This is a genomic window from Candidatus Edwardsbacteria bacterium, assembly GCA_031082425.1.
Lineage (GTDB): Bacteria > Edwardsbacteria > AC1 > AC1 > EtOH8 > UBA2226.
Genome location: JAVHLB010000011.1, coordinates 44,876 through 69,988, shown reverse-complemented (window position 1 = coordinate 69,988; position 25,113 = coordinate 44,876). Strand labels below are relative to the sequence as shown.

Sequence of the window (25,113 nt, the reverse complement as noted above, 5' to 3'; positions counted from 1 at the left end):
AAAAGTTTCCTTAAATATATATAATTACCGAAATGCTATTTGGGAGATATTATGAAGAAGATTTTCATCATAACTTTGACTCTGGCCCTGTCGGGCGGCGCGGCCTCTGCCGTGCAGTTCGGTGAGATGGTTGATTACCCCACCGCCGGGACCCTGGCCCGGGCCACCTATTCCATCAACCTGAAGATGCAGCCGGTGGGCGGTCTGCTGCTGGGTTTCAATTTCGGGCTGTTCGACCGTCTGAACTTCGGCTTCGCCTACGGCGGCGACAATATCATCGGCTACGGCAATCCCGAGTGGAACCCCCAGCCCGGGTTCATGGCCAAGTACCGGATCTTCGACGAGAGCTATTACGGGCCGGGCATCGCCCTGGGCTTCAACAATCAGGGCAACGGACCCTACGCCAACAACCGGTACCTGACAAAATCCCCCGGATTTTACGCCGTGGCCAGCAAGAACTACCGTTTTATGGGGACCCTGGCCTTTCACGGCGGGGCCAACTACAGCATCGAGGACCGCACCAATCCCGACAATACTCTGAACTTCTTCGGCGGGCTGGAGAAGTCACTGAACCCGGAGCTGTGGCTGGCCGCCGAGTATGATATGGCCCTGAACGACAACCTGGAGGACCAGCAGTACGGCGAGGGCTACGGTTATCTGAACCTGGGCCTGCGCTGGCTGTTCAACCAGAAGTTGATGATGGAATTCGATCTCAGGAACATCCTGCGCAACGGCCCGGAGGGCCAGGAATCGGCCCGGGTGGGCCGGACGGTGAAGATCTCCTATTACGACGCCTTTTGAGCTGCCCTCTCCTCAGCGGAGAGGGATAATGAAAAGCCCCGCACAAGGCGGGGCTTTTATTTTTACTTTGAGGATCATTTCTCCAGAGCGCTTTGCAATAGCCGCTGTTCGTAGAGCATATCCCTCCAGCAGTCCCCGTCCTGCTTGAACGGCCACCAAAGGATATTTCTTTCCCCCCATTTGATATCGAAGTCCAGATCCAGGATATCGCGGCTTTTTTTGTTGGCCAGCACCCTCAGCAGGACCTCCACCATGCCCTGGGCGTCCAGGTGGCCATAATAGCACAGGCCGTAATCCATGGACTTCTCCACCTCCTTCTCCGGCAGATCACGGTCCAGCTTCAGGCTCAGCGCCTGGCTCAGGTCGGCGGTGTAATTGATGAAATTGTTGACCTTGAAGGCCGCCACCAGCATCCGGGAAGGGATATCCAGGTCCTCCGGCCGGACATCCTTTCTCCGGCAGAACGCCTCCGTACCCTCCTGCTGAAAGGGGCTTTGGGGCGCATGGGCCGCCAGGCCGGATATTTTGGCCTGGTAGGATATTCGCCAAAACGGCAGGAGAATATCCGGTGGACCTTGGGACTGAATTATAACCTGATCCAGCTTGATGGCCGATTCCCCGGTGAATTCGGCGGCATGGCCGCAGTATTGGCAGGCCGCCAGCACGGTGTTCCCGGCTATTTTCAGCTTGGCCCCGCAATGGGGGCATTTTAATGGAGTGAGTTTCATGATTTTGTCAAATGCCTTGTTTTAATCCTATGAACCCATCCCCCGCCCCCCTTCTCCTTTTCCAAGAGAAGGTGGTCAGGAGGGTGAGTTGGATCACACCTTCCAGATGAAACGGGCGGCTTTCTCGGCCAGCCGGTCCAATATCAGACGATTCAGCGCTGTGCCGCCGGCCAGAAACCCCAGCAGGAAGAATGGCGCCACCAAGGACAGCCAGCCCTGCATGAAGACCTGGTGCGGGGATAATATCATTCCCAGGGCCAAGGCTATCGCCAGGGTGGCGATCAGGGGTTTGGTGGGGGGGGCGGTTTTAGCCTGGCGGTATTGCTTGACAGATATCTGCGTTCCGGTGACGCCGTCAACCAGGCATTTGAACCGGCCCTTCTTGGTAAACCCCAGCACCCGCCACACCGGGTAATAGATCAGCCTCCGGTTCTGCTTTAGCAGGGAGATGCGGCTGGTCAACCCCTGGTAGTTCCCGTAGGGATACAACAGCTGGCCTTTGAAATATTTTGTGGCTTCCGCCATCATCTCCGGCTCGGCTGCCGTGTCCGGTTCCAGCACCAGGCCCAGCTTGGACAATTCTGCATCGTCCTCCGGCATCAGGTCCATTTCGGGGGCAATGTCCTTGATATCGCTGCCCCCCAGCTCGTTCCATCTGATGCCCAGCATCCGGTAATCCTTCTTGATCCACAGGCTCTTTTTCACCACCTCGCCGCCGCTCTTCTGCTTGATCTCCTTTTCATAAAGGGTGTTGCCCTCGGCATCGGAGATGGGGATCTTCAGGATTCTCTCTACTATCGGACGCTGTCCGCCGATAAAACCAAAAGCCTCGGCATCAATATGCCAGACGGGAATGAACATCAGCTGGGCGGCAATGGGCTCAAAGGAAAGCCCGGCGGCCTGCCCGGCCAGGGATATGGCCCCATTGCGCTTGATCCCGGGCTCCACATAGTAGCGGTAGAAGCCCATCTGCGAGCCCAGGGCCACCGAAGCCTGGCAGGAGCGGCATTGGGCCAGGACGCTGCCGGATTCCGCCACCAGCCCGGAGCCGCACACCGGGCAAAGCAAGGCGGTTACTTTCGCCATCCCCATCCCTCCCACAGCAGGCTGATGCCGATCTCCAATATGGCGAAGCTCAGGCCCAGCACTATGGTCTTGGCTATCACCGGCCTTATCAGCATGCCTTCTAGCAGAAATATGATGCCGGCCAGGGCCAGGCTGCCCCAATGGAGGGAAATTTTCACCCTTCGGTCGGGAAGATACCCGGCCATGCTTCCGGTAGAAGCTTCTATTGCCGCGCTTCTCCGCTCCCCGCCGTAGCTGAAGCTGGCAACATGAAAGGGAACGTATATAATGACTCCTCCCGGCCCCGGCTTTTCATCCGGAAGCTCTGGCAGAACGAAACCGGCGGTTTTTTCATCATCGAACCGGACATATTCGCCCGGCGGGATTTTTACCCTGGCGATATGCGGATCAGCGGGGTTTTCCGCCAGTTCATAGCTGTGTCCGGCAATCTGGCCATCCTTTCTCCGCTCCTTCCTCAGCCAGGGGACCCACCGGCTTGGGCCGATCTCCAGACCTGATGCCGTTCCCTGATAGTTCTCCCACAGCCAGGCTGACAGTATCCGGTGGCATTCGGAGCGCATCAGGACCGGGCGAAGCATCCAGCGGGTCTCAACTTCCCGGGGTTCCAGATACAGCCGCGAACCGCAAAAAGGGCAGTTGCCCAGGCGGCGTTTTGGCGAGAGGCTGATGTCGGCCCCGCATTGCGGGCACTGGCACCGGTCGTTATGTCCTTGACTTTTGTCCATAGCTCCATTATCATTGAACAATGAAAAATATTTCAACCCCCTCCCTGAAGGGATTAAACCTCGAAGAGATGCAGAGAACTCTGGCCCCGCTGGGGGCCAGGGCTTTCCATGCCCGGCAGATCATGGCCTGGTTCTATCAGCGAGGCGTCTCGGAGTTTTCCCGGATGACCGACCTCTCCAAGGAGCTGCGCACCGGTCTGGAGAAGACTTTCCGGCCCGATGAACTGCGGTCAAGGACCGAGCGCCGGTCCCGGGACGGCAGCCGGAAGATCCTGCTGGAGACCGCCGACAGCCAGCTGATCGAGAGCGTGCTGATCCCCAGCAAGGAGCGCCTCACCGCCTGCCTTTCCACCCAGCTGGGCTGCAGGCTGAACTGCGGCTTCTGCGCCACCGGGTCCCTGGGCTTGGTCCGCAACCTGACCGCCGGGGAGATTGCCGACCAGCTGTTCCACCTGCAGGGCATGATGGGGTGGCAGAATCGCATCACCAACATCGTATTCATGGGCATGGGCGAGCCGATGCTCAATTACGACGCCACCCTCTCGGCCGCCCGGCTGATCAATTCGCACCAGGGGTTCAACATCGGCGCCCGGCATATCACCATCTCCACCTCGGGCATAGTGCCCGGGATCATCCGGCTGATGGAGGAGCCGGAGCAGTTCAAGCTGGCCATATCCCTTAGTGCTACCAGTGATGCCGTTCGAGACAAGATCATGCCGGTAAATAAAAAATATCCTTTGAAAGAGCTATTGACCGCCGCCAGAAATTTCAGCAATAAAAAAGGCAAGCTGGTATTCTTTGAATATATCCTGCTGGCCGGGATTAACGACAGCTTGGATGATGCCGACCGGCTGGCGAGGCTGTTGAAGAACATTCCGGCCAAGGTCAATCTGATACCCTATAATCCGGGCGGGAGGGAAGGTGTTTTCAAACCCTCGCCGCCCCAGGTCCAGCAGGCATTCTTTGAAAGGCTGCACCAGCTGGGGGTGGCGGTGACCGTCAGGATCAGCAAGGGCCAGGATATCAGCGCCGCCTGCGGGCAGTTGAGGGCCGCGGCAATATCAAAACAAACCTGAAGAGACGCTGCCACCACCAAGACCCAGCCCTTGCGGGCTGGGTCTTTAATATTTTATTTGTAGAATTTGGCGATGGCATCCACCACCTGGTCCTGCTGTTCCCGGGTGATCTCGGGGTATATCGGCAGGGAGAACACCTGACTGGCGGCCTCTTCGGCCACCGGGAAGCTCCCCTTCTGGTGGCCCAAAAAGTCAAAGGCCGGCTGCATATGCAGCGGGATGGGATAATGTACCGCGGTCGGCACCCCGTTCTGTCCCAGGAACTCCACCATGGCGTCCCGCTTGGCGGTCCTCAGGGTGTACTGGTGATAGATGGCTTCATTGTTTGGGCGCACCTGGGGAATTTTGATGTCGCCGATCCCGGCAAAGCGCTGATTGTAATATCCGGCCTTCTCCTGTCGGGCCCGATTCCATCTTTCCAGATGCTTCAACTTGACCGACAGCACCGCGGCCTGCAGGGCGTCCAGCCGGGAGTTGACCCCCAGCTTGAGGTGGTGGTATTTCTTGTCCTGCCCGTGCTGGCGCAGCATCTTGACCATCTTCATCATCTCCTCATCATTGGTCAGCACCATGCCGCCGTCGCCGTAGGCCCCCAGGTTCTTGCTCGGGAAAAAGCTCAAGCCCGCAATGTGGCCGATGCTGCCGGTCTGCTGGCCCTGGTATTTGGCCCCCAGGCTCTGGGCGCAGTCCTCGATCACCGCCAGCTTATGCTTTTTGGCAATCTCCATGATCGCGGTCATGTCGGCCGCCTGCCCGTAGAGGTGGACCGGGATGATGGCCTTGGTCCTGGGGCTGATGGCCTTCTCCAGCTTGGCCGGATCGATGTTAAGGGTGTCGGGGCAGATGTCCACGAACACCGGCTTGGCCGGTATCCAGCAGATCACCTCGGCGGTGGCGATGAAGGTGAACGGGGTGGTGATCACCTCGTCCCCCTCCCTGACCCCGGCGGCCTTCAGGGCCAGATACAGGGCGTCGGTCCCGGAATTCACCCCGATGCCGTATTTCACTCCCACGAACCCGGCCACCGATTTTTCAAACTCCTCCACGGTCTTGCCCAGGATGAATCCTCCGGTGGAGACCACCTTGGCGATGGCCTCATCAATCTCCGGCTTGATGGTCTGGTATTGGGCGGCCAGATCCAGCAATTGCAGTTTCTTCTTCTCGTCCATTTTTCCTTCTTTGATTATATTTTTAGGTTTGAGGTTGATCGTTCCCTTTGATATCATGATCATTCCAGGGCACAACTCAGGGCCAGGTCGGGAAAGATGTCCAGCACAAACTCCGAAAGCACGGTCCTGGCCTGCAGCGCGCTTTTTGCCTCCATGGCCCTCCCGGCCACCTTTTGGCAATCCTCCAACCTGAGTTTGAGGATCATCCGTTTGACCTCGGGGACCGAGACCGCATTCATGCTGAACTCATCCAGACCCAATCCCAACAGCAGCGGCACCGCCAGGGGATCGGCGCACATCTCCCCGCACAGGCCCACCCAGATGCCTGAGCGGTGCCCTGATTCTATCACCTGCTTGATCAGTTTAAGCACCGCCGGATTGAAAGGATCGTACAATTTAGCCACCTTCTCGTTGACCCGGTCCACCGCCAGGGTGTATTGGGTAAGATCGTTGGAGCCGATGCTGAAGAAATCCACCTCTGGGGCCAGGATGTCGCTGGTCAGGGCTGCGGCCGGGGTCTCTATCATCACTCCCAGCTGGCAGTTGCGGTCATAGGCGATCTTCTTGTCGTCCAGCTCCAGCCGGATGGAATCCAGAATGGCCTTGGTCTGGGTTACCTCCTCCAGGCAGCAGATCATGGGAAGCATGATCCTGACCGAGCCGAAGGCCGAGGCCCTCAGGATGGCCCTGAGTTGGGCCCGGAAGATCTCCGGACGGTCCAGGCAGAACCTGATGGCCCGCCACCCCAGGAAAGGATTGGCCTCGGGCGAGAAACCGTGGCCGTTGATCTTGTCCCCGCCCAGATCAAAAGTGCGTATTATCACCGGATCCGGGGCGATTTTCTCGGCCACCTGTCTGTAGATGGCGAACTGCTGCTCCTCATCGGGCAGTTGGGAGGATGTCAGGAAAAGGTATTCCGTCCTGAAAAGCCCGATGCCCTTGGCCCCGTGCGATTTTACCGAGGGGATCTCTTCCGGCAGTTCTATATTGGCAGACAATTCTATCCGGCGCCCGTCCAGGGTCACCGGCTTGCTTTTCCGCAGCCTCCTCAGGTCGGAGATATGCTTCTGGTATTCCTTCTGCTCCTGCTGGTAAGATTCCAGGGTCTGGGGCAGCGGGTCCAGTATCACCACCCCCCTGGTGCCGTCCACGATGACCATGGAGCCGGGCAGGGGCTGCTGCAGAGCGTCCTTGATGCCCACCACCGCCGGGATCTCCAGGGAGCGGGCCACAATCGCGGTGTGCGAGGTCTTGCCTCCCACCTCGGTGATGAAGCCGGCTATGTTCCGGGCCGACATCAAAGCAGTATCGGCCGCCGACAGGTCGTGGGACACCACCACCGAATTCCGGGAAAGCTTATGCAGAACCGAGGGATTCCCTGACTGGATGTGTTTTATCACCCGCCAGGAGATATCCCGGATATCGGCCACCCGCTCTTTGAGATACTGATTGGAGGACGACTCGATGGTCTCGGCCACCTGGCCGATCGTCTCCTGGAAGGCCGAGGCGGCATCCTGTTTCTTCTCCCTGATCCGGTCGGCGGTGGCTTGGATCACCGTCACGTCCTCCAGCATCATCAGCTGGGCGGTCCACAGCTCGGCCTCGTCCCTCCCCAGCCGGCCGGCTATCATATCCCGAAGTTCGGCGATCTCCAGCCGGGCATTGCTAAGGGCATTGTGAAATCTGGCGATCTCCTGGTTGGCATTATCCACCGTCTGCCGCTTGAGCACCGGCAGGTTTTTGCGATAGATGAAAGCCTGGCCGATGCCGAAACCCGGGGAGACGGGGATGCCGTATAATCTGGTCTCATTGGCCATGATCAATCCTCATAGAATTTATCGGCTACCAGCTTGGCCAGGGCCTCCAGGGCCTCCTGCTCGTCCGGACCGTCGGCTTTAATGATCAGGCTGCTGCCGGGTTCGGCGGCCAGCATCATCACCCCCATGATGCTCTTTCCGTTGACCTCCAGATCATCCTTGCGGACCCAGATCTTGGACTGGAACTTGCTGGATGTCTTGACGAACAGGGCGGCCGGCCTGGCATGCATGCCCAGGCGGTTGACGATTAGCGCTTTTATCTCCTGCATCAAACCCCTTTGTATCCTACTTCAAAGTTCAGGTTGTATCCTTCCCCGGGTTCCAATCTTAATTTGGCATGCCATAAAAAACAGGAGCACTGGTAGTTCCTTTCCAGGCCGGATTCCGACTGGGATACCGTCTCCACCGGGAACCGCCACAGGTCGGCCGGCCGGCTCAGGGAGAGAACGATCTCCATTTTACGATGCTGGTCGTGGACCGTCAGCCGGCTGATCGCATCGTCGGATGCCGGCTGATCCAGCCTTTCGGTGGACAGAGGGTCCGGCGAGCTGCAATGCCTCCCGGGCCCGGATGACAGCAGGCCGAAATTGAACTCCACCCCCGGCCAGATATCAAGGCCCGCCTTTCCGTTGTTGGTCCACCGATAGTGAACCCCAAACGAGCCGTCCGCACCTAGAGAAATGGTTTTCGATATTTGAAGATCGCCCGATATTTTTGTCAGCTCTACTTTTATCAGCCCTCCCTCCTGGGATGTCCCGGCCTCCCATTTGGAGCCCAGCGTCTGGTCGGCCTCTTTATGGGCGCAGGCAATGAATTCCTCCAGGGTGGTTCCTGCGACGAGCAGATGGTCCACCGATCCCACCCGGCGGAATCTGTCGTAATGGAGAAGTTTCTCCAGGCCCTGCTCCTTGGCGGTCAGCATCTCATGAATGCTTTTGCCCTGCCCCTGTTCCCCGTGGCCGATGTCGGCTATCTGGCGGTGATAATTCTCCGGCCGGCGGGCCAGGGTGTCAAAAAGGTTTATTTCCTTTTCTTTAAGGTCCCATTCGAATATCGTCCCCCCCTGTTCCGGGGAGAGGTAGAGGTTCATTTTGTCGTTGGACAAAAGGATCTCCTGATGCCCGTCCCCGTCGAAATCTTTCCTTTCAACCGTGGGATATTCCGGCGGCCGTTCCTTGTTCGCCAAATTCTCCGCCCGGATCAGGTGCCGGTACAGGGCTTCCCGCAGGTGGGGCAGGTAAAGCCCGCCGAAGATCCCGTGCCAGTAAGCGCAGTTGCACTGTCCCCGGTACAGCTCCCGCTTGATATCATCCCCGGAGCCTGCGGCTTTGCCGCTGATGTGAAGCATCTTGCGGTAGATATTGTTGGATTCGGGATATTTCACCAGATAGTTGCGCCAGATCCCCCCGCGGACGAACGGGCTGTAGCGCTGGTAGCTGCCATCATTCTTCAGACGGTCCGCCAACTCCCGATAGATCCCTTCGGATTCCGGCTCCAGCACCCACTCCCCCATCTCGGCGTAGGACCCGGTGGGCAGGTATATCCGTCCCAAGGGGGATGTTTCCTTGAGCGCTTCCGAGAAGGTGCTTAGCTCGATCCAGTCCAGGTTCTGGGACAGTTTTTCCAGGAAGCGTTCCAGCCAGCCCTTGGTATAGACATGGTCATAGGTTCCGGGCCAGATGCCGAATTTTTCCCCGTCGTCGGCCAGGATGGCCAGGGCCTTATTATTGGCATCATACAGCTCCCGGAGATAAGCCATGACCTCGTCCACGTCATGGAATGGTATCAGGTACCTGAGTTTCTGGCTGATGGGAAAAACCGACAGGGTTTGGCCCTGGTCGTCGGTCAGGTAATAACCGCCCAGGTCCTTCTCCTGTTTTCCGGCGCACTTGAAGTGGTAGTCGTCCAGCACCGTGTATTTGACGCCGGCCCCGGCCAGGGTCGATGCCAGGCAGGGCTCCCACACCCGTTCGGCCACCCAGGCCCCGGCCGGAGTTTCACCGAACCTATCCTTCAGATATCCGGACATCATCGCCAGCTGGCCGCGGCGGTCGTCCTCCGGAATGGCCGGCAGCACCGGTTCATAAAAGCCCCCGCCCATCAGCTCCACCTGCCCGGATTTGACCAGGGCCTTGACCTTGTCCAAATATTTGGGCTGATTGGCCTCCAGCCATTCCCACAGGCATCCGCTGTTGTGGATGGTGAAGCGGAACCAGGGGTATCGGGCGGCCATCTCCAGGAACGGCAGATAGGCCTTTTGATACGCCTCCTGGAAGACGAAATCAAAATTGCCCACCGGCTGGTGGTTGTGGACCCCGAATATGAATTTTAGTTTGGGCATAACTGATTGATTGTTATTTGAACTCGTCCTCGACGATCATTCTTGGCCCGGAGCTGGGCCGGTCTAAGCAAAGAGAAAGGAAAATATAGCTGATTGGGTTGATTTAACTGCCAGTAGCAACGTTCGGTCCGTCATTCATAAGGCCATAAAAGCCTTTAATCACAGCAAGTTCTGCCTTAACCCAGACCTTAAGGTCTGGGTTAAGGCGTGTACCCATAGCCACGCACATCAGCAGGCCGTTCACGGTCTTTGTGGTGAAAAAGATACCATCACTCCAGATCGTCCTCCACGAACCGGGCCGACTCGAACTTCTTTTGCATGGAATCCAGCAGCCGGTTGTTGAACTCCTCGGCACTGCTGTATCCGCACAGTTTCAGCAGATGGTTCATGGCCAGCACTTCGGAGATCACGCTGATGTTCTTGCCCGACACCACCGGCACGGTGATCAACGGGATCTCCACCCCCAGGATGGTGGTGGGCTTCTCCTCCAGCCCCAGCCTTTCGTAATCCTCGTCGTCCGACCAGCGCTTGAGCCGGACCTCCACCTCTATCCTTTTGCGCATCCGAACCGAACGGATGCCGAACAGGGTGGTCAGGTCGACTATCCCGATACCCCGGATCTCCATATGATGCTGCAGCATCTGGTTGCCGTAGCCCATCAGCACCCTCTCTCCCCGCTTCTTGATGGTGACCACATCGTCGGCCACCAGCCGGTGTCCCCGCTCGATCAGGTCCAGGGCGCATTCGCTCTTGCCGATGCCGGAGTCGCCGGTGTACAAAAGGCCCACCCCGTATACATCCACCAGGGTGCCGTGCATGGTGGTGGTGGGCGCCAGCATGTTGTCGATGTAGGACGACAGCCGGTGAATGAACTCTGTGGTGTCGATATCGGTCCTCAGCACCGGAATATTCCTGGCCCGGGCCTCGGACAGCAGCTCGGGGTGCACCCCCAGTTTCTTGGTGACCACGATGCAGGGCAGCTCGAAAGAGGTGACCCGCTTGATGGCCTCGATCCGTTTATCCGACGGCAGGGTCTCCAGGTAGCCGGTCTCGGTGATGCCGATTATCTGCACCCTCTCCCACAGGAAATAGCCCATATAGCCGGTGAAGGCCAGGCCGGGCCGGTTGGTGTCGGCGATGATTATCTTCCGGTCCAGGCCGCTATCCCCGGTCAGGACCTCCAAGTGCAGGGCCTCCTGGCGGTCGGCCAGCAGCTCCTTTACCAATACCGCTTTCATGGCGCCTCCGGTTGGTTGGTTTATGACGATTTCCTGAGGGTGGTCCGCTGGCGGTCCTTTTTCCGGTCCTTGACCTTCTTGACCTGGATCTCTATCTTCTTGATGGCCAGCTCTGCCGCGGCCCACATGTCCCCGGCCTCCTCCTTGGCCAGCAGCCTGACCCCGCCCGGTAGATGGATCGAGACCTCGGCGATCTGCCGGTTCTTCTCCTCGCTTAAGATCACCTTGGCCTCCACGATGCGGTCGAAGAATTTTTCCAGCTTGACCATCCTGGTTTCGATATCCGACCGCAGCGAATCGCTCAGCCCGTCGAAATGCCTGGTGGTGATGTTCAGATCCATTATGTCCCTCCTCGGTTAATGGTTTATGGTCTGGTATGTTTGATGGGCGTAATAAGAGCTTCTTACCAGGGGTCCGGCCACCACCGCTTTGAGGCCCAGCAGATCCTGGCCGTAGGCCCGGCATTCCTCGAATTCCTCCGGCTCCCAATACCGGGCCACCGGATAATGCAGGGCCGATGGCGCCAGGTACTGCCCGATGGTAATGATGTCGCATCCGGCATCGGCCAGGTGGGACATGGCACTTTTCATCTCGGCCAACGACTCCCCCAGCCCGGCCATCAGCCCGGACTTGGCGGTCAGGCCGTTCTGCTTGACCCTGGTTATCAGTCCCAGCGATCTTTTATAATCGGCCTGGGGGCGCACTAGGGGATACAGCCGGGCGATGGTCTCCAGGTTATGGTTGAAGATATCCGGCCCGGCGGCGATCACCGCATCGATCGATCCCGGACGGCCCCTAAAATCCGGGGTCAGCACCTCGATCAGGACCGGGGGGTTCAGCAGCCGGATATTTTCGATGACCGCCACAAAATGGCCGGCCCCGCCGTCCTCCAGATCATCGCGGGTGACCGAGGTCACCACCGCATATTTAAGTTTGAGTTCGGCGGCCGCCCGGGCCACCGCCCGCGGCTCCTCGGGATCCAGCCCTTGGGGAGCGCTCTTGCTGACGGCGCAGAACCCGCAGGACCTGGTGCAGCTGCCCCCCATTATCAGAAAAGTGGCCGTGCCCTCGGAATAGCAATGGTTGCGGTTGGGGCACCGGGCCTCCTCGCAGACCGAATGCAGGCCCAAGCGGCTCAAAGTGTCGGCCACCTCCTCCACCTTGGGGGATCTGACGATCCGCTGTTTGAAATGGCCGGGCAGCCGCCCCGGACCGGACTTTATTATTTTGCTTTCCGTAAATCTCATCTTTTTCCCCGGCGGTATTTGGTGGGAAGTATCTTCAGCTCCTCGCGGTACTTGGCCACCGTCCGCCTGGCGATGGTGATCCCCTGGCGGCTCAGCTTATCGGCGATCTCCTGGTCGCTTAATGGTTTGTGGGAGATCTCCTGCCTGATCATTTCGGCGATGGTGTCCTTGATCGATTTGGCGGAATCCTCCCCGGAATCGGACTTCAGCCCCACCCCGAAGAAATACTTCACCGGCAGCATCCCGTTGGGGGTGATCACGTATTTGTTGTGCACCGCCCGGCTGACGGTGGATTCGTGCATCTCGATGTCCTGGGCGATCAGTTTCATGGTAAGTGGCTTGAGATACCTGATGCCCTTGTCCAGGAACTCCGTCTGCCTTTGGATGATGGCCTGCATTATCCGGCTCATGGTCCGGCGGCGCTGCTCTATCATCCGGACGATGAACCGGGCCGCCTCCAGCCTCTTGACCACATACTCCCGGTCCTGGGGGCTGGATTTTCTGGATTGGGTCAATATCTGGCGGTAGCCGGTGGTCAGCCTGACCCGCGGTACCGCCTGGTCGTTGGTCCTGACCAGGTATTCCCCGTCCCTTTTCTCTATCACCAGGTCGGGATAGACATACTGCGACTGGTCGCTGGTGAAACTGGCCCCCGGCTTGGGCGACAGCGAAGAGATCAGCTCCCTGGCCTGCAGCACCTGGGATTCCAGGACCCCCAAAGCCCGGGCGATGACCGGGTACCGCTGGTGAACCAGATCGTCCAGGTGGCCGGACACGATCCTGGCCGCCAGGCTCTCCTCCTGTCCCAGTATCCCCAGCTGGATCAGCAGGCATTCCCGCAGATCCCGGCAGCACACCCCCGGCGGGTCCAGCTTCTGGACCTCGGCCAGGGCTCGCTCCACCGCGCCTATATCCTGGTCCAGGGCCTGGGCCACCTCCTCCAGGGTGGTGGTCAGGTATCCGTCGTCGCTTAGATTGCCGATCAGGTATTCTCCGATGGCCGTGGCCTGGGGATCGGCCGCCGAGGTCCTCAACTGGAACAGCAGATAATCCTGAAAGGTGTCCTTCTGGGCGATGATGGGGCCCTCGGGCTCCTCGGTGGGCTCCAGGTTCTTCAGGTAGCGGTCGTCCACCCCCTCCTGCATGTAATCCCGCCAGTCGATGCGGTCCAGCTCCGGGGACGGTTCGTTGTGCTCCTTCCGTTCCTCCGTCTCCTGCTGCTGCTCGATGGAGGGCTCCTCCAGGATCTCCTCCAGCAGGGGATTGATCTCCAGCTCCTGTCGCACCAGCTGCTGCAGTTCCAGGGTCGGCAGCTGCAGCAGTTTCAGCAGCTGCAGCATCTCCGGAGCCAGCACCTGTCTCAGTTCCTGTCTTAATCCCATTTTGCCGGGACTCATGGCTTCTCCAATTCGAAATAGGCACCCCGGGATTTTTGATCCACCTTCAGTTTGTCTATCTTGCCTTGGGTAAAATAAAATTCCATCTGGTCGCCGGCCGTGACGTTCCAGCCCGAGACTTTCCCTTTGTCGATCTGATGATATCGGCTCCAGGCGCTGCCGGTGGCCCGGGCCTGGGAGAGTTTTCCCTGGGAGAATTCTATCCACAGGCTGTCGCATTTGATCAGGTCGGTGTCTCCCGGCTCGGCCAAAAACTGCCGCAGGACCACCGAATCGCGCACCACCGAGTTCTTCAGGCTGTCCCGGTGGAAGGAAAGCTCAATGGTCCGGCCCGACAGGTCGGCATCGCTGCGCCACACCCGGGGCTGCTCCTCCAGGAACAACCGGCCCTGGTTCCTGAAGTAGGACATCCTCCCGGCCGAGGCCCAGACGCTGTCCTCGGAGTAATTGACGTTCCCGGTGGCGATGGCCACCTGGCCCTGCTGATAGGCCTCCATCCGGTCGGCGGTGATGGTGCTGAGCTTGCCTGTGCCGCCGGTGATGGAGTACTTGGGGCTTCCGGTCAGCAGGCCATAGCTCTCCTGGTGCCAATACTCGCCGTAATCGCTTTGGATATTGCTCTTGCCTGACGAGTCCCGCATTTCCACCTGGCCGAAGGCGTAACTCTTGGCCTGGTCCCGGAGATGGACCAGGGAATCGGCCGTCAGGGTCCAGCCGCCGTCCTTAAGGTTTGACCGGCCCTGCAGGACGCTCCGGCCGTATCTTTTAAAGTAGACCGCGCTCTGCCCGGCCAGCTCGGCCGTCCGGTCGGTTATCCGGACATGGCCCCAGATCAGGGCCTGCTCCTGCAGGGTGGACACCCGGGCGCTGTCGCCCCGGATGACGGTCGGACCGTGGATGATCTCCACCCCTCCCCGCAGCCAGGTCACCTTGTCCTGTCCCACCAATTGGACCTTCATGGAATTGGCCGACACCAGGTAGGGCTGGCTGGTGTCGGGCGCCGCGGCCGCCATCAGGGCGGCCATCAATATTCCGGCAAGGCAGCTCATCGTTCTATGTTCAACAGATCTTTTTGGCCCCTGACGTTCCTTTTGATCTGGATCTCCTTGAGATCCGAGCTGGCCTCCAGCCCGTCGCCGGTCAGCCAGTCGGTGCCCTTCTCCAGGCGGATGGCCGATTCGGTGAACAGTTTTTTGGTATCGTTGTTCCAGGTGAGGTGGTCGGTGGTCAGCACCAGGCTGTCGCTGGTCACCATCCGGACATTCCGGCTGGCCTCCATGTCTCGGGTGGCGGTGTTGACCTTGCCGAAATCCGCCGTCAGGGTGGCGTTGACCGAGTCGGTGCCGGTCTTGTAGAAATCAATATCCAGCTTGTGCAGGTCCACCTCCTGGCTCTGGTCGTAGGTATCGGCCTGGTCGGCCCTGAGCACCCAGGAGCGGCGGCCCAGGATGGTCTCGATCAGGTTGAAATCCACGATGGTCTGGGAGGGGGTTCTGCCTTGAACCGGCCGGATCCGGGCCGGTTGGTCCTTGGTCCCGCACCCCGCCAGTAATATTAATGACAATATGTATATCGATCTGTTTCTCATTGCAAAAGAATGTCAATTAAATGTCTAAGATTTTATATGTCTTTTTGATAGTGACTATCGTTTCCCTATTGTATGACGCTGTCCGACCATCTTATATCAATCGTTAACTCAAGGCTTTTCCTTCCACCGCAGGTGCATCCACACCCACTGGGTGATGTCGCGCCGGATGAACTCCTCCAGCTGGCGGGTCTGTTCCTGGACCATGGCCCGGATCCGTTCCTCCTTGGGCAGGGACCGGTCGAAGGCTATGGCCGGTTTGACGGACAGCAGGTACTTTCCGTTGGGTTGGCGGAGGATGGCCAGCGGCACCACCGGGGACCCGGTCTTGTCGGCCAGGGCGGCCGCCCCCACCGGGGTGCTGGCCTGATGCCCGAAAAACTCCACGTCGATGCTGGCCACCCGGGTGTCCTGGTCTATCAGTATCCCCACCGCATGGCCGCTGCGCAGGTCGCGCAGGGCGTCCTTGGCCCCGCTGTCCCGGTCGATGATGTTCACCCCCTGGCTGGAGCGCATCCGGGCCAGTATCCTGTCCAGCCGGGGATCGTAGACCCGCTTGCCGATGACGCTGATCTTGTAGCCTTTGCGTGAGAACCAGGCCGGGATGAACTCCCAGCAGCCGATGTGCCCGGTGACGGCCACCAGTCCCTTGCCCTGATTGTAGGCGGCATCGAAATGCTCCAGGCCCTCGACCGTTACCAGGTCGTTCAGCTGATCGTCGGTTATCCTGAAAAGGGTGAAGGCATCGGCCACCGACACCGCCACATTCCGAAAGACCTCCCGTCCCACGGCTTCGTGGTCCCTGCGCTCCGGAAAGATCAGGGCCAGGTTGAAGAGGGTCTTCCTTCTTTCCTTTTTCAGGAGACGCCAGGCCAGGCCCGAAAGCCCCGCGGCGGCGGAGACGGCCGCCCGTCTGGGAAGCATTTGGATGACAAAGAGAACTGCCCGGATCAGGATGTATTGTATATGGCGTCGTATTTTTTTTCGCACAGTTAAATTTACCACAGCCACCTGCCCTTTTCAAGCTAAAAAGCGGCCTTTTTAAATAAAAAGGCCGCTTGATAAGATCCGAAGTCTTTTATAACGATTTATAGGTCAATAAATTAGAGAAGTTTGAATTTTCATGTCAATAGCACAGCAAAATTTATACCAGAATTGCTATGCCAACTTTCCCATTTTACGAATCAATAAATTATTTTAGAAGTTTGATTCCTTGTAAGATTTAATAAGTCTTACTTGGTTTTATATACTTTCCATTCATTCTGCTTTTTCTTAAGGCTTAAACTGACTGTTATTACTTGAGAGCTATCCTTATTAAAAGACAACGTCACTTCTGCTGTGTTATCTATTATTTTTGTTTTAATAACTTTTAAAGAAGGTATTATTTGGAGAAACCATTCATTTTCCCTTAGTATGTCAGAATTGAAAGAGTGGCCTTCCAATATTGACTCCTTTTCAGATTGAAACAATTCTTGGGATTTACGTTTTTCTGGCGCTATACTTTCAATCCAATCTGTATATTTTGATAAAGAATCTTTATCACCCAAGATTGATGCTTTCATCCAATTATAAGCAATAACATCGGGCTTATTATACTCATTTATTGCACAAGAAAATAAAAGCAAACAAATTAAAATATAATACTTTTTCAAAACGTTTAAATCTTTTAACATTGCCCATCTGCCCTTATAATAAATTATTTTCAATCAATTCCCTCTCCGCATCGGGGATGGTTAGAGAGGTGTCCAAAATCCCTATCATCTAACATCTAACAACTAAGATCTACAAAACCCCCGCCTGCATGATGTCATGCAGATGGATTATCCCCACCGGCTTCTTCTCCTTGTCCACCACCAGCAGGGAGGTCACCCGGTGGTCCTCCATCATCTTGGCGGCCTTCACCGCCAGGCGTTCCTGGTCCACCGTCTTGGGGTTCCTGCCGATCACTTCGTCCACCTTTAAGGAAAAGATGTCGTTGGTCTTGGCCAATAGTCTTTTGAGGTCGCCGTCGGTGATGATGCCCAGCAGCCGGCCCTTATCATCCACCACCGAGGTCACCCCGCGCTTGGCGGTCATCTCTATCAGGGCCTCCTTCATGCCCGAGCCGCTGGCGACGATGGGAACATCCTTGCCGGTCAGCATCAGGTCGGACACCTTCAGCAGAAGCCTTTTGCCCAAGCCGCCGCCGGGGTGAAAACAGGCGAAGTCCTCCGGGCTGAAATTGCGCTGGTCCAACAGGGCCACGGCCAGGGCGTCGCCCATGGCCAGGGCGGCGGTGGTGCTGGAGGTGGGCACCAGGTCGTGGGGGCAGGCCTCTTCTTTGACCGAGACGTCCAGCACCACGTCGGACAGCCCGGCCAGCGGGGAATCCAGCTTGCCCAGCAGGGCAATGATCTTGACCCCCACCCTCTTCAGGACAGACAGCAGTTCGTACAGCTCGTCGGTCTCCCCGCTCTTGGAGATGATGATGGCCGCGTCGCCTTTGCGCACCAGCCCCAGGTCGCCGTGCAGGGCGTCGGTGGGATGCAGGAAGAAGGCCGGGGTTCCGGTGGAGGTCAAAGTAGCGGCTATCTTCTGGCCGATCAGGCCGGATTTCCCCACCCCGGTGACGATCACCTTGCGCTTGACCTTCAGCAGGACTTCCACCGCCTGGTCGAAATTGCCGTTGAGACGGTCGGCCAGGTCGTTCAGGGCCAGGGCCTCGGTCTTGATGACCTTCCTGCCCAGGTTGACTATGCTCTTATTGCTGTTCTTCATTTCGCTTTACTTCCCGTTATTAAGTAGAAAAATAAATTGTCATAAACTTTATTGGTCGAGTAATGGATCATATTTATACACTTCATTCAGACAATTATAACCGTTATCCCCGCCTATGGTATAGATAAAATTATTATCGGAGGCCGCCCCAAACCAAAACTTACCTGTCGGCATAGGTGTTTTTTGGGTCCAGCTATTTGCCACAGGGTCATATGCTTCTACATTTGTATAATAATAATTTTGATGATTTGATAAATCATAGTACAGTCCACCCATCGCATAAATAATCCCGTTTGATGTTGCTGATGACAAATAATATCTTGGGGTAGGAATCGGGCTTTTACTTGTCCAAGTGTTGGTAGCTGGATCATATTCATCGACATTAGTAAGTGGATCATTCCATGTTTCATTACCGCCAAATACATATATTTTACCGTTTACGGCAGCAGCTGTATGATTTTTACGGGACAGCAACATTGGTGCTTTTGTTGTCCATGAATCAGCGATTGGATCATAGGCTTCAACTATATTTGATGAAATCGTGGACTCCCAACTACACGATGTATCACCTCCCATAACGTAAATGATGCCATTGGCTGTTGCAACAGCAAAATTGACACGTTTAGTAGGCATATCCGCTTTTGTTGACCACAACCCTGTTGCTGGATCGTATTCTTCATTTAAATTTGGGAACCCAAAACCACCCAGAATATAGATTTTATTAATAACAGTTGCTGCACTGAACCTACTCCTGTACTGTACCATGCTCGGTCCAACAACCCATGTATTGTTATAAATCCCATATAATTGTACTGTGTTGGTGGTAAAATCATCGGTCCAGCCACCAAAAGCATAAAGACTACCATTTAATAGTATACAGCCAGGTGACCTGACACTTACCCGCATAGATGCCATTTGCATCCATGGGCTACGTGTGCTAAAAGACCATATAGGACCACTAACTTGGTTCCCGTGATTATCTTTGGCGACAACACGCCAATAATAAGTTTTACCCCTTGTAAGGTTACTCACTGACTGATAGGCGGCACTTAGATCATTCCCGATTTTCACGGTTGGCGGATAAAAATCATTTAAATACACATCATATTTAATTGTATCATTTGGATCGATATCCGAACAAACCCATGATAATGATACCGAGTTATCTAAATCTAATATGCCGTCTGCCGGAAAGGGATTCTTGGGAGCGATCGGTATATTATTAGTTAAAAAGGACCATGTCTTCGACCACGAAGACACTCTATTGCCATTTATCGCTCTGACACGCCAATAATATCTTGTTGATCCGGTCAACAACGCCTGCGGTGTTTGGTAGTTAATATCTAAAATGGATTGTTTATATATAAGCAGTTTTGAATATGTTGAATCAACACATAGTTGAACAGAGTATGATACCGCATCACTGACTTCTTGCCACTGCAATAATGGAGACAGGTCACTATTAGTCGCTTGATCTGCCGGCAATTGTAATATTGGGGTCACAAGGTCCTGCACCACCGATACTGGATTATCTTTGCTACACCCGGAAATATTTATAATTGCCAAAATTGCAATTATAAGAACAATATTTATTTTATTTATCATTTTGCCTCCCTGGGTCAATAGTGGGATCATATACTTGAACTATCTTTGATCCACCGCCAATAGTGTAGATTTTACCCCCCACCTGTATTACAGACAGTCCTTCCCCCCAATAGCTGGGAGGTGTAGTTTCAAAGGTGTTTCTGCTTAATATATCATATACATAAGTGTAATAAGAATCTCTGACCATAAATATTCGATCGCCATTAAGGGCGGCAGAACCATATTGTATATACGGTTGACTATGTTCGTATGTGATATCATAATCGGGGAAATATTCATAAAAATCATCACTAAGAATAAATATTCTCCTGCTTTCCACATGGGTTAGAGCCGCACGGGTTGTATTAATATAAATGCCGTTTTGGGGAAATACTTCGAAGGTATCTTTCACGGAATCATATCTCATACTCGGTAATGGATTGCCTTCACCATCAACACCACCAAAAAGATATATCTTCCCATTATACGACGTTGCGGATTGCCCGAATGCAGCATAGGGCATTGGTCTTTTTGGGGTCCAGGTATTCAATAACGGGTCATAAGATTCAACAACATGAAGAACACTGTCATTATAACCGCCAAAAACATATATTGTTCCATTTAAATTTGCCATTGACTGCCTGTATCTGGCGGTGGGCATATCTGCTTTAACGGACCAACTATTGCTGATAGGATCATATAATTCGACCAGGGATAGGGGCTGATTGCTTGAATTTTTACCGCCAATTACAAATATTTTACCAGAAAATGTATCGGCTGTCATATATGATCGTGCTGTGGGCATTTCTTGTAAAACCACCCAAGGGTCTAAAGTGGTAAAACTCCAGACAGGTCCGTTCCTAATATTGGCATGGTTGTCTTTTGAAATTATCTGCCAATAATATGTTTTTCTCCCCAGTAAATTATTTACATTTGATCTACATACATTCAAGTTGCTTTCATGTACGTCCAAATATGACGACGGTGGGTTTACTGTGCTCAACAACACAGTATATATTACAAGATCACCGCTATCAGGATCACCACCATCCCATGAAAGAACGATCGGAGTTAAAATATTTACTTCTCCATTTATTGGCAGGGGATTGACCGGTTCTATTGGCGGGAAATTGGGTTTGGCACTTGTGGTAAATTTCCATGCCTTAGACCATTCCGAATATGCTTTCTCATCCAATGATTTTACACGCCAAAAATATTTATTTGCTGGGGAAAGTTCCTGTAGTACTTTGCTGTTTAAAACAAGCCCTTCATAGTTGAATTCAATATTCACATTAAAAGTACTGTCCCCCGATACTTGTAGCCAATACCCATTGGCATTTGCAACTGAGGCCCAAGTTAGTGTTGGTGTACTCCCTATTCCCGTATCCCCGTTTGCGGGTGTTAAAAGCGTCGGTGGCAGTATAGTTTGGTCTGCCGATACAGGATTTTCCTTGCTACATGACGATAATCCAAAAATAATCAGGATCAATATGGAAAATGGAAATATATATTTCATGGTTTTCACACCTTATAGCCCCGTCACGCTGACCCCGCCGGGATACTCCAGGATGTACTCCAATTCCATCTCCTTCTTCTCCTGCGGGTCCAGCTCCATCTTCCATTCGATGATGCCGTTGGCCTTTTCCTTGATCCCGTATTCCAGCTTCTCGTCGTCGAACTTGGGCGACACTAATTTCACCTTGATCTTATCGTTGCGAGTTACCGGGTACTGTTCGTTGACGGTCAGGATCTCCTTGGTCTTCTTCAGGTTCTTCACCGTGATCTTATATCCGTAGGTCCGCTTGATCCTCTTGCCATTCTCGACCAGGTCCTTGACCTTCTGCCTTGTGATCTTAATGCCCTCGTCTATGCCCAGCGATACATCGAACTTCTCGGACGGAATGACGGTGTTGATGGCCGAGGTGCCCACGAAATTGTTCCCGAAGAAGACATTGATATCTCCGGCGATGAAGGGATACTCGGTGGTGTTCTTGACCTTGCCCTGCAGGTAGGCATACTGTTTCAGGCGGGGGGCCGAAGAATATTCGAATTCGGCCTTTAAAGTCTCGAAGGCTATGGGGATCTTGTGCGGCTCGCCGTCCGAGGGGATGTTGTTCTCGCCCGGGGTCTGGTAGACGTAGGAGGTGCCTGTGAATTCCACATCGGAAACATTGATGCTGGCTCCCCTGGCTCCAGCCAATTGATCGGTAACGGATGTCCCGTCCACGAAATAGGCCATCTCCGCCGGAGCCGGGGCCTGCTGCTCCTTGCTGTAGGCGATATTCTGCTTGGCCCTTTGCGAGGCCTGCCCCTTCTGGTAATACTGCTGGTAGACGTCAACATACCAGGGCTTGAGGGCCGGCATGGAGCCGGAGATGGACGGCTGGGCGGTGGACAGCGTTATTTTGACGTTCTTCCAGTCCTCGCCGGTGTTCTGGTAGATCACCCCGTAATAGGTGAACTCCACCTCCTTGTTCTCCGGGGACACTCGGATATCGTACTGGGGATGCCAGGAGGCCCCCATCATCATATAGCTTAAGGCTAGGGCCAAACTGCCCTCCTTTTTGACGGTGAAGCTGACGCTGACGTTCTTCTTGGTCAGGTTGGCCCCGGCCGAAATCTTGTGCAGGCGGCTCTGCAGGGCGTTCAGCCTGGCCTGCAGGGCCTTCTTGTTTTTCTCGATACTCCGCTGTTCCTTGTTTATGGCTTCGAATTTGGCATCGTAGAAATTATACAGCCCGGTCCATTCGCTGACCGTGGTGGATCTGGGCTTTTCGGATTCTCTGCCTGAAGGCAAAGCAGTGCTGGCATTTTTTATCTTCTCCAGGTAATCGGCCTCCTTCTGCAGCAGACCGTAGCGGTCGTCGTAGATTTTCTGCTGTTCCTTGAGCTGCTCCACCGAGTCCTCCAGGGCCTTGTATCTCTGGTTGGTGGTGGTGTCCAGGTAGACCGTCTCGATCTTCACCCCGTTGATCTTGACCTCGGCCGTGCCGCTCCCCGAGGTCCGCACCGAGTTCTCGTCCAGCGATGACGGCAGGTCGGTCATCTTGAGCTGGTATTCCCCGGGCTGGTAGCCGGTCTTGTGCATCCGGGTTATCTCCACCCGGTCATTGTAGATCACCACCTGCGAAATGGGGGTCTTCTGCTCTATGGTCTGCAGGGCATGGGCGCCGGCGGCGATCAGCATTAGGGCTGAGATCAGAATAATCTTTTTCATCACTTACTCCTTTGGCTTTATTTCATCCTATTTGTCATGCCCGTGAAAACTGGCATCCAGGCCTGGATTCCCGCTGTTGCGGGAATGACACTTTAGGTCCGAGTATTTTCTTTGTGCCTTGGTGGTTAATTATGCTTCCTGGCCACCTGGTCCAGTTCTATCAGGCTTTCCAGCAGCCGCTCCAGCTTGGACAGTTCCAGCATGCTGGCCGCGTCGCACTTGGCCTCGCAGGGCCTGGGATGGGTCTCGATGAAGATGGCGTCGCAGCCCGCCGCCACCCCGGCCCGGGCCAGCGGCTCGATGAATTCCGGGCTGCCCCCGGCCGGATCGCTGGACGGCTTGCCGTACTTGCGGATGGTATGGGTGACGTCGAAAACCACCGGGTAGCCCAGCGTGCGCATGATGGGCAAAGACTTGAAATCCACCACCAGGTTGTGGTAGCCAAAGCAGGAGCCCCGCTCGGTCAGCAGGATATTGGTATTGCCGGTCTCCTCGATCTTCTTGACGATATGGCCCACATCCTCCGGCGCCAAAAACTGCCCCTTTTTTACGTTGACCACCTTGCCGGTCTGGGCGACCTTTAATGTCAGCTCGGTCTGCATGCACAGGTAGGCCGGGATCTGGATGATGTCCAGCACCTGGGCGCAGGCCGCCACTTCCTCGGGATAGTGAACATCCGAGAGAACAGGCAGGTCAAACTGTTTCTTAACTTTTTCCAACAATTTCAAACCGTTCTCGAGTCCCGGCCCCTGGTAGCTCTTGGCCGAAGAACGGTTGTCTTTTTTATATGAGGACTTGAACACCAGGCCGATCTTCAGCTTTTCGGAGATCTTCTTTATCTCCTCGGCGGTCCTCATCACCACCGCCTCGTCCTCCAGCACGCAGGGCCCGGCTATCAGGGCCAGCGGATTCCCACGGCCTATCTTCACGTTTTTAAGTATCAGCTCTTTCATGGTTCCCTTTTATTAATGGGTGTTTGAATTTCTTTCAGCCGGTCACGGTAATCTATATTGCCCGATCTCTGCCAAAGTTCCCTATAAAGCCCGGCGGCAATTTCCCGGTTGACTTCCCGGCCGGCCAGCTTGAAAAGGTGATAATTTATCTCCGCCCGGTGTTTCTCGGTTTGAATGTCCGACAGCATGGTTTCCAGGCCGGAGACGGCCCGGGGCCTGTCATCCCCTGCCAGCAGAAGGTTCTCCAATATCCCCGCGTTTATGATCACCTCCCGGCAGTTGGTCTCCCGGGCCAGTTCCAATGCCCTTTGATTGTACTCCCTGGCCGGCTGCAGCCGCCCTTCCTTGTGATAGAAACCGGCCAGAAAAAAATAATTCTGCGCCAGTTGAAAATTATTTTCTGTTTTCTTGGCGCTTTCGATGCCCTTGACAAAATATCCCTCAGCCTGGACCATGTTTCCCAGCCGGGCCTGCAGTTTGCCGATGTTGGCCAAAAGGACCGCCAGATTCTCGGCATTGCTCAGTTCGGAGGTCAGTTCCAAAGCCTTGTCGTAATATTCCTGGCTGGCCGGGAAGTTGCCCAGAAACATCTCGGTGATCCCCATGTCGTCGCAGGCCACTATCTGGCCCGGTTTGTCGCCCAATTCAAGGGATATATCCAGGTATTTCTTAAAGTATTCCCTGGCCTTTTTCAGTTCGTCCAGTTCGAAATAGATGGATCCCACATTTCCCAAGGCATAGCTGATCACCTGTTTGTTCCCCTGGCTCTGGGCCATCTTCAGATAGCGGGTGCAATACTCCAAAGCCTTGGGATAGTCGCCTATCTCCTGGTAGATCATCCCGATATTGCCCACCGAGATGGTCTCGGTCTCCTGGTCGCCCAGCTCCCGGGAGATATCCATGGCCCGCTGGTAATACTCGACCGCCTTCTGGAAATCGCCCTTCTCATAATAGATGATACCGATATTGCCGATGGCCCGGCTGATGCCCTGTTTGTTACCCAACTCTTCGGCGTACCCCAGAGCCTCTTTCAGGCATCCCAAGGCGCTGTCGTAGTCCCCCCGGTTGTGATGGATACTGGCGATGTTGCACAGCACCCGGCCCTGTCCTCTTTTATCGTCCGCATCCTGAAAGATGGTAAGGGACCGATCGAATACCTTGCCGGCCTCTGCATACTGCCCGCGGTTGACCCTGAGGCTGCCCAGCCGGCTGCAGGCTTCGGCCAGCATGATCTTGTCATCGAACCTATCCAGTTCTAACAGCGAACCGATAAGGATGGCCTCAGCCGTTTCCCATTCCCCGATGATCTCCAGCGTGTCTATCTTGCGCTCCATTATTTCAAAAGGATAAAAATAGCCGGATACCGATTCCAGCCAAAGCATCGGTCTTTTG

At 55.2% G+C, this 25,113-nt stretch carries 23 protein-coding genes; 2 read left to right on the top strand and 21 right to left on the bottom strand.

Annotated elements, in window-relative coordinates; all coding sequences use genetic code 11:
* Nucleotides 1–51 precede the first annotated feature (51 nt).
* On the top strand, nucleotides 52–801 hold the full coding sequence (locus RDU76_10560; protein ID MDQ7799363.1) for a hypothetical protein: 750 nt from the start codon (nucleotides 52–54) through the stop codon (nucleotides 799–801).
* 74 nt (nucleotides 802–875) lie between these two features.
* Here the strand turns inward: RDU76_10560 and RDU76_10555 are convergent, their stop codons facing one another.
* From RDU76_10555 to RDU76_10545, 3 genes are all read right to left on the bottom strand, one after another.
* Nucleotides 876–1,529 carry a hypothetical protein gene (locus tag RDU76_10555; GenBank protein MDQ7799362.1) on the bottom strand — a complete coding sequence of 218 codons (654 nt, stop codon included), beginning with the start codon at nucleotides 1,527–1,529 and terminating at the stop codon, nucleotides 876–878.
* A 93-nt stretch (nucleotides 1,530–1,622) separates the two neighbouring features.
* Nucleotides 1,623–2,615, bottom strand: coding sequence for a hypothetical protein (locus RDU76_10550; GenBank protein ID MDQ7799361.1), 993 nt, complete (start codon nucleotides 2,613–2,615; stop codon nucleotides 1,623–1,625).
* Nucleotides 2,603–3,340, bottom strand: coding sequence for a hypothetical protein (locus RDU76_10545; protein MDQ7799360.1), 738 nt, complete (start codon nucleotides 3,338–3,340; stop codon nucleotides 2,603–2,605). The genes RDU76_10550 and RDU76_10545 overlap by 13 nt, the downstream gene beginning before the upstream one ends.
* A 20-nt stretch (nucleotides 3,341–3,360) precedes the next feature.
* On the opposite strand from RDU76_10545, the gene rlmN reads away from it, so the two are divergent.
* A complete protein-coding gene (gene rlmN, locus RDU76_10540; GenBank protein ID MDQ7799359.1) occupies nucleotides 3,361–4,416 on the top strand; it encodes a 23S rRNA (adenine(2503)-C(2))-methyltransferase RlmN in 1,056 nt (351 codons plus the stop codon).
* A 53-nt stretch (nucleotides 4,417–4,469) separates the two neighbouring features.
* Here the strand turns inward: rlmN and RDU76_10535 are convergent, their stop codons facing one another.
* From RDU76_10535 to RDU76_10450, 18 genes are all read right to left on the bottom strand, one after another.
* Entirely contained in the window at nucleotides 4,470–5,585 is a 1,116-nt protein-coding gene (locus RDU76_10535; protein ID MDQ7799358.1) for a DegT/DnrJ/EryC1/StrS family aminotransferase, read from the bottom strand.
* A gap of 59 nt (nucleotides 5,586–5,644) precedes the next feature.
* Nucleotides 5,645–7,402 carry a phosphoenolpyruvate--protein phosphotransferase gene (ptsP, locus tag RDU76_10530; GenBank protein MDQ7799357.1) on the bottom strand — a complete coding sequence of 586 codons (1,758 nt, stop codon included), beginning with the start codon at nucleotides 7,400–7,402 and terminating at the stop codon, nucleotides 5,645–5,647.
* A 2-nt stretch (nucleotides 7,403–7,404) separates the two neighbouring features.
* The gene (locus tag RDU76_10525; GenBank protein ID MDQ7799356.1) at nucleotides 7,405–7,671 is read right to left on the bottom strand and encodes an HPr family phosphocarrier protein; all 267 of its coding nucleotides are present in this window, start codon (nucleotides 7,669–7,671) and stop codon (nucleotides 7,405–7,407) included.
* Nucleotides 7,671–9,743 (bottom strand): DUF1926 domain-containing protein, encoded by a 2,073-nt coding sequence (locus RDU76_10520; GenBank protein MDQ7799355.1) that lies wholly within the window; start codon nucleotides 9,741–9,743, stop codon nucleotides 7,671–7,673. Before RDU76_10520 ends, RDU76_10525 begins: the two co-directional genes overlap by 1 nt.
* A 269-nt stretch (nucleotides 9,744–10,012) precedes the next feature.
* Nucleotides 10,013–10,981 carry an HPr(Ser) kinase/phosphatase gene (gene hprK, locus RDU76_10515; GenBank protein MDQ7799354.1) on the bottom strand — a complete coding sequence of 323 codons (969 nt, stop codon included), beginning with the start codon at nucleotides 10,979–10,981 and terminating at the stop codon, nucleotides 10,013–10,015.
* Between the two features lie 20 nt (nucleotides 10,982–11,001).
* Nucleotides 11,002–11,322 (bottom strand): ribosome-associated translation inhibitor RaiA, encoded by a 321-nt coding sequence (gene raiA, locus RDU76_10510; protein ID MDQ7799353.1) that lies wholly within the window; start codon nucleotides 11,320–11,322, stop codon nucleotides 11,002–11,004.
* Between the two features lie 15 nt (nucleotides 11,323–11,337).
* A complete protein-coding gene (gene lipA / locus RDU76_10505; protein ID MDQ7799352.1) occupies nucleotides 11,338–12,228 on the bottom strand; it encodes a lipoyl synthase in 891 nt (296 codons plus the stop codon).
* On the bottom strand, nucleotides 12,225–13,625 hold the full coding sequence (gene rpoN / locus RDU76_10500) for an RNA polymerase factor sigma-54 (protein ID MDQ7799351.1): 1,401 nt from the start codon (nucleotides 13,623–13,625) through the stop codon (nucleotides 12,225–12,227). Before rpoN ends, lipA begins: the two co-directional genes overlap by 4 nt.
* On the bottom strand, nucleotides 13,622–14,674 hold the full coding sequence (locus RDU76_10495) for an LptA/OstA family protein (GenBank protein ID MDQ7799350.1): 1,053 nt from the start codon (nucleotides 14,672–14,674) through the stop codon (nucleotides 13,622–13,624). The genes rpoN and RDU76_10495 overlap by 4 nt, the downstream gene beginning before the upstream one ends.
* Nucleotides 14,671–15,189: an LPS export ABC transporter periplasmic protein LptC gene (gene lptC / locus RDU76_10490; protein MDQ7799349.1), complete on the bottom strand. Its 519-nt coding sequence runs from the start codon at nucleotides 15,187–15,189 to the stop codon at nucleotides 14,671–14,673. Before lptC ends, RDU76_10495 begins: the two co-directional genes overlap by 4 nt.
* Nucleotides 15,190–15,321: 132 nt before the next feature.
* Nucleotides 15,322–16,200, bottom strand: a complete 879-nt coding sequence (locus RDU76_10485; GenBank protein ID MDQ7799348.1) for a lysophospholipid acyltransferase family protein — start codon at nucleotides 16,198–16,200, stop codon at nucleotides 15,322–15,324.
* 242 nt (nucleotides 16,201–16,442) lie between these two features.
* Entirely contained in the window at nucleotides 16,443–16,916 is a 474-nt protein-coding gene (locus RDU76_10480) for a DUF4878 domain-containing protein (protein ID MDQ7799347.1), read from the bottom strand.
* Between the two features lie 76 nt (nucleotides 16,917–16,992).
* Nucleotides 16,993–17,967, bottom strand: a complete 975-nt coding sequence (locus RDU76_10475; protein ID MDQ7799346.1) for a KpsF/GutQ family sugar-phosphate isomerase — start codon at nucleotides 17,965–17,967, stop codon at nucleotides 16,993–16,995.
* A gap of 48 nt (nucleotides 17,968–18,015) precedes the next feature.
* Nucleotides 18,016–19,572, bottom strand: coding sequence for a kelch repeat-containing protein (locus tag RDU76_10470; GenBank protein MDQ7799345.1), 1,557 nt, complete (start codon nucleotides 19,570–19,572; stop codon nucleotides 18,016–18,018).
* Nucleotides 19,562–21,067, bottom strand: a complete 1,506-nt coding sequence (locus tag RDU76_10465; protein ID MDQ7799344.1) for a kelch repeat-containing protein — start codon at nucleotides 21,065–21,067, stop codon at nucleotides 19,562–19,564. Before RDU76_10465 ends, RDU76_10470 begins: the two co-directional genes overlap by 11 nt.
* Before the next feature lie 12 nt (nucleotides 21,068–21,079).
* A complete protein-coding gene (locus RDU76_10460; protein ID MDQ7799343.1) occupies nucleotides 21,080–22,768 on the bottom strand; it encodes a mucoidy inhibitor MuiA family protein in 1,689 nt (562 codons plus the stop codon).
* Nucleotides 22,769–22,893: 125 nt separating this feature from the next.
* The gene (kdsA, locus tag RDU76_10455) at nucleotides 22,894–23,721 is read right to left on the bottom strand and encodes a 3-deoxy-8-phosphooctulonate synthase (protein MDQ7799342.1); all 828 of its coding nucleotides are present in this window, start codon (nucleotides 23,719–23,721) and stop codon (nucleotides 22,894–22,896) included.
* The gene (locus tag RDU76_10450) at nucleotides 23,718–25,103 is read right to left on the bottom strand and encodes a tetratricopeptide repeat protein (GenBank protein ID MDQ7799341.1); all 1,386 of its coding nucleotides are present in this window, start codon (nucleotides 25,101–25,103) and stop codon (nucleotides 23,718–23,720) included. The genes kdsA and RDU76_10450 overlap by 4 nt, the downstream gene beginning before the upstream one ends.
* Between the last annotated feature and the right edge of the window lie 10 nt (nucleotides 25,104–25,113).